The following is a 4,190-nucleotide window of genomic DNA, read 5'->3' as shown; positions in this document are numbered from 1 at the left end:
TGCCGTCGGCACGCCCTCGGCGAGCGGCAGTCCGGCAAGCGGCTTGCCCTGGCCGAGCGCCAGCCCATAGGCGAAATTGCGCGACTGCGCCGAGGAGCAGGTGAGCAGGAGGTCGCCGAGCCCGGAAAGCCCCATAAGCGTCTCCGGCCTGGCACCGAAGGCGGCGCCGATGCGGCGCAGTTCGACGAAGCCCCGCGTCACCATGGCGGCCTGGGCGCTGGCGCCGAGCTTCGCGCCGGTGACGGCGCCGGCGGCGATGGCGAAGACGTTCTTCAGCGCGCCGCCGATCTCGACGCCGACGAGGTCGTCGCTGGAATAGCAGCGCAGGTTTTCGGCCGAGAAGCGGGCGGCAAGGTCTGCGGCAAGGTCGGCGTCGCGGGCGGCGACGACCACCGCCGTCGGCAGGCCGCGGGCGACATCGGTGGCGAAGCTCGGGCCGGACAGGGCGGCAACCGGATTGTTCGGCAAGGCCTCCTCGACGATCGCCGACAGCAGCGCGCCGGTGTCGCGCTCGATGCCCTTGGCGCAAAGAACCAGCGGAACGCCCGACGGCACATGATGCCTGGCGCCAGCCAGCATGGCGCGCAGCGCCTGCGCCGGCGCCACCGCCAGCACGCAGTCGGCGCCGTCGAGCGCGGCCGCGATGTCGGTCGTCGCGACGATGCCGGGCTGCAGCGCGATGCCCGGCAGGTAGCGCGGGTTCTCGCCGCGATCGATCGCGGCGACGGTTTCGGGGTCGCGCGCATAGAGGCGCACGAAATGGCCGGCGCGCAGCATGGCCAGCGCCAGCGCCGTGCCCCAGGCGCCGCCGCCAAGCACTGCGACGCGCCAGCCGCTCGGCGCCTCGTGCCCGCTGGTGACCAGCTCGGTCATGCCTTGGCACCGCGCCGGCCGGAGCCGACCATCGGGGCGGAGACGCTGTCCAGCGGCCAGCGCGAGCGCGGCACGAAATCGGCGTCGTTCGCGCGCGCCATCCCGGCGCGCAGGCGCTCGATGCCGGCCCAGGCGATCATCGCCGCATTGTCGGTGCAGAGCTTTTGCGGTGGCGCTATGAAGTCGAAGCCGGCCTCGGCGCAGAGCGCCTCCAGCGTCGCCTTGATTGTCCGGTTGGCGGCGACCCCGCCGGCGACGACGAGCGCCGGCTTGGGCCTGTCAGGGAATTCCTGGCGGAAACGGTTGAGCGCGCGCGAAACACGGTCGCCCAGCGCATCCGCCACCGCCGCCTGGAACGAGGCGCAGATGTCGGCGACATCCCGGTCGCTCAAGGGCGCAATGGCGGTCGCGGCCTGGCGCACGGCCGTCTTCAGGCCGGAGAAGGAGAAATCCGGCTGCGCCGAGCCCTTCATCGGGCGCGGAAAGGCAAAGCGGCCCGGATCGCCCGTGGCTGCCGCCTTCTCGACATTCGGACCGCCGGGATAGGGCAGGCCGAGCATCTTGGCCGTCTTGTCGAAGGCTTCGCCGAGCGCGTCGTCGATGGTGGTCGCCCAGCGCTGATAGTCGCCGACGCCGCGCACGGCGACGATCTGGGTGTGGCCGCCGGACACCAGAAGCAGCAAATAGGGGAAGTCGAGCCCGTCGGTCAGCCTTGCGGTCAGCGCATGGCCTTCGAGATGGTTGATGGCGAGCAACGGCTTGTCGGCGGCCGCGGCAATCGCCTTCGCCGTCATCAGCCCGACGATCAGCCCGCCGACAAGGCCGGGACCGGCGGTCGCGGCGATCGCGTCGACCTCGTCCAGCGCAACGCCCGAATCGGCAAGGGCCGCCTCGACGATGCCGTCGAGCGCCTCGACATGCGCGCGCGCGGCGATCTCCGGCACGACGCCGCCGAACGCGGCATGCTCCTCGATCTGGCTGAGCACGATGTTGGAGAGGATTTTGGGCGCGGCGCGGCCATCCAGCGCCACCACGCTGGCCGCGGTCTCGTCGCAACTCGTCTCAATGCCCAGAACGCGGATCAATTGGTCGCTGTCCTCGAAGATTGTATCACCAGCCTTTCCTAGATAGGACATGTGCCGGCAAGACCTCGTGTGCCGGGGGTTATCACGGACAGCGCGCCATGCAAACAAGCTTGAAAATCGGAACACGCGGCAGCCCGCTGGCACTTGCCCAGGCGCATGAGACGCGGACGCGGCTGATGGCGGCGCACGGTCTGCCGGAACAAGCATTCGAGATCGTCGTCATCTCGACCAGCGGCGACCGCATCCAGGACCGGCCACTGTCGGAAGCCGGCGGCAAGGGCCTGTTCACCAAGGAGATCGAGGAAGCGATGCTGGCGGGCAGGATCGACATCGCCGTGCATTCCTCGAAGGACATGCCGACGCTGTTGCCGGAGGGGCTCGAACTCTCTGCTTTCCTGCCGCGCGAGGACGCGCGCGACGCCTTCATAGGCAAGGCGGCGAGGACGATCGCCGAATTGCCTCGGGGCGCCAGGGTCGGGTCGTCGTCGCTCAGGCGCCAGGCGCTGATCCGGCGGATGCGGCCGGATCTCGAGGTGGTGATGTTCCGCGGCAATGTGCAAACCAGGCTGCGCAAGCTGGATGAGGGTGTCGCCGACGGCACCATCCTCGCCTATGCCGGGCTGAAGCGGCTCGGGCTCGGCGATGTCGTCACCGACCTGATGACGCTGGAACAGTTTCCGCCAGCGCCGGGGCAAGGCGCGATCTGCATCGAAAGCCGCATCGGCGACGCCGATGTCGAGCGCATGCTGGCCGCGATCCACGACGCGCCGACCGGCCAGGCGCTGGCCTGCGAGCGCGCCTTCCTGGCGGCGCTCGACGGTTCCTGCCGCACGCCGATCGCCGGTCACGCGACGATAGCGGGCGACAAGCTCTCCTTTGCCGGGCTGATCATCTCGCCCGACGGCGGACAGTCGCATGAGGTCAGGCTGGACGGACCGGCGCCGGATGCCGCCCGGATCGGCGCGGAAGCCGCCAGGGCGGTGCGGGCCAAGGCCGGCGAATCCTTCTTCGACGGCTGGGCCTGACATGCTGCGCGTTCTGGTGACGCGGCCGGAACCGGGCGCCTCGCGAACCGCGCATCGGCTCGAGCAGATGGGCTTTCAGCCGATTCTGCTGCCGCTGACCGAAACGGTGGCGCTGCCGGCCAAGGCAAGCGAAGCGCCGAAGGATGCCATGGCGGTCGCGGTTACCAGCGCCAACGCGGTGCGCTACGCGTCGCGCGAGCTCATCGCCGCGCTTGCCGCTCTGCCCTGTCATGCCATTGGCAAAAGGACAGCGGAAGCGGCGCGCAAGGCAGGATTTACCACGGTCAACGAAGGCCCGGGCGATGCCCTGGCGCTGGCCGATGCCATCGCCGGCGGCTCTGCGGCAGGGACGATCGTCTATCTTTGCGGCCGCGTGCGCTTTCCTGCCTTCGAGCAGCGCCTCTCGGCGGCCGGCATTCCAGTCCGCGCCGTTGAAACCTACGACACGATCGCGCTCGACCATTCCGACGCGGACGTGGCTGCGACCCTGTCCGGCGGGCCAGTCGACGTGGTCCTGCTCTATTCGGCCAAGGCTGCCGTGGCGATGCAGGCCCTGATCCGGCGGCCGGCGCTCGGCGGTTATTTTGAAAAGACGGGATTTTTCGCGCTGTCGGGACGTATCGCCGCAGCGCTCGACGGCGTCGCTCCCGAACGGGTCCGCGTCGCCGCCGAACCGCAGGAAGACGCGCTGATCAGGCTAGTGCTGGCCGGGCGCTAGGCAGAATCTGCGACATGACAGGATGCCTGCTCAGGTCTGTGTCATCACGCCGCCCCTTTTCACCGCTTGGTGATGTGCTAGAGCATCCTTCAGCTCTAGACCCGTTGAACCATCCCAAGCCAATTTGCGGAGCCCAAGCATGGTCAAGACGCCGAAGATGCGACATTCGAAGAGCCGCCGCGAGCCGGTGACGATCGAACTCGAGCCCGGCGCCGTCTCGCGTATTGTCGAGGAGGATGGGGCGAAGACCGTGGAGGCCGAGGCGGAGGAAGCCGCGAGCGCTTCGCAACCCGAGGCTCCGGCGGAGCCGGTGCATGCCGACCAGGTCGATCATGAGCCCTGGGAGCACAGCGACGCTGCCGCGCAGGCCGGAACGGAAGACACCGGCGCCAAGGGTTCGGATGAGGCGGAGCGCCCCTATCCGGCAGGTTCCGAGGCGTCGCCTGATCAGACGCATGGCTCCGACTACAATTTCGAGGATGCCTCGAC

4 protein-coding genes and 1 pseudogene are annotated in these 4,190 nt (G+C 69.2%); 3 read left to right on the top strand and 2 right to left on the bottom strand.

All coding sequences use genetic code 11. From position 1 onward, the window contains the following. Positions 1 to 873: NAD(P)H-dependent glycerol-3-phosphate dehydrogenase (locus EN780_RS28720; protein WP_128275975.1), on the bottom strand; the 873-nt coding region annotated here is incomplete at its 3' end. Beyond that, positions 870 to 1,955, bottom strand: a complete 1,086-nt coding sequence (tsaD, locus tag EN780_RS28715; protein ID WP_189556810.1) for a tRNA (adenosine(37)-N6)-threonylcarbamoyltransferase complex transferase subunit TsaD — start codon at positions 1,953 to 1,955, stop codon at positions 870 to 872. The genes EN780_RS28720 and tsaD, both read right to left, overlap by 4 nt. Before the next feature lie 101 nt (positions 1,956 to 2,056). Here tsaD and hemC point away from each other — a divergent pair, with 101 nt between their 5' ends. The 3 genes and pseudogenes from hemC to EN780_RS28700 all read left to right on the top strand — a co-directional run. Then, positions 2,057 to 2,983: a hydroxymethylbilane synthase gene (gene hemC / locus EN780_RS28710; RefSeq protein WP_127391792.1), complete on the top strand. Its 927-nt coding sequence runs from the start codon at positions 2,057 to 2,059 to the stop codon at positions 2,981 to 2,983. 1 nt (position 2,984) lies between these two features. Further along, positions 2,985 to 3,701, top strand: coding sequence for a uroporphyrinogen-III synthase (locus EN780_RS28705; protein WP_127391791.1), 717 nt, complete (start codon positions 2,985 to 2,987; stop codon positions 3,699 to 3,701). A gap of 139 nt (positions 3,702 to 3,840) precedes the next feature. Then, a pseudogene (locus EN780_RS28700) lies at positions 3,841 to 4,190 on the top strand (phage tail protein); the annotation flags it as partial.

Source organism: Mesorhizobium sp. M4B.F.Ca.ET.089.01.1.1 (genome assembly GCF_004022605.1).
GTDB lineage: Bacteria > Pseudomonadota > Alphaproteobacteria > Rhizobiales > Rhizobiaceae > Mesorhizobium > Mesorhizobium abyssinicae.
This window is presented reverse-complemented; position numbering and strand designations above follow the sequence as displayed.